We start from the raw sequence: 300 nt of genomic DNA on the forward strand, positions 1-300 counted from the left end.
GTGATCGTCAACCTGCTCGGTCCGTTCGCTCTCGGCCTGATGCTGCAGTCCCTGGCGCACGGCACGGAATCCAGCCGGCGCCGCACCGTGCGGCTGCTGGTCTGCACCGGGTTCCTCGGCGCCTTCACCAGTTACGCGCAACTGGCGGTCGACATCGTCACCGTCGCCCGGCACGGGCATCCGCTGCTGGCGGTCGGGTACTGCATGGCCACCATCGCCGCCGGCGCCGCCGCCACCTGGCTCGGCATCGTGGTCGCGACCCACCGGCACCCCAGCGCGCCACCGGCAGTTCGGGACGAG

The 300-nt window shown here is 72.0% G+C and carries 1 protein-coding gene; it reads left to right on the forward strand.

Annotation, left to right across the window (positions count from 1 at the left end):
- On the forward strand, nucleotides 1–300 hold a 300-nt coding region (locus ABFX56_RS15950; protein ID WP_346234349.1), incomplete at both ends, for a fluoride efflux transporter FluC.

The organism is Parafrigoribacterium mesophilum (assembly GCF_039652555.1).
In the GTDB taxonomy this organism is placed as follows: Bacteria; Actinomycetota; Actinomycetes; order Actinomycetales; family Microbacteriaceae; genus Parafrigoribacterium; species Parafrigoribacterium mesophilum.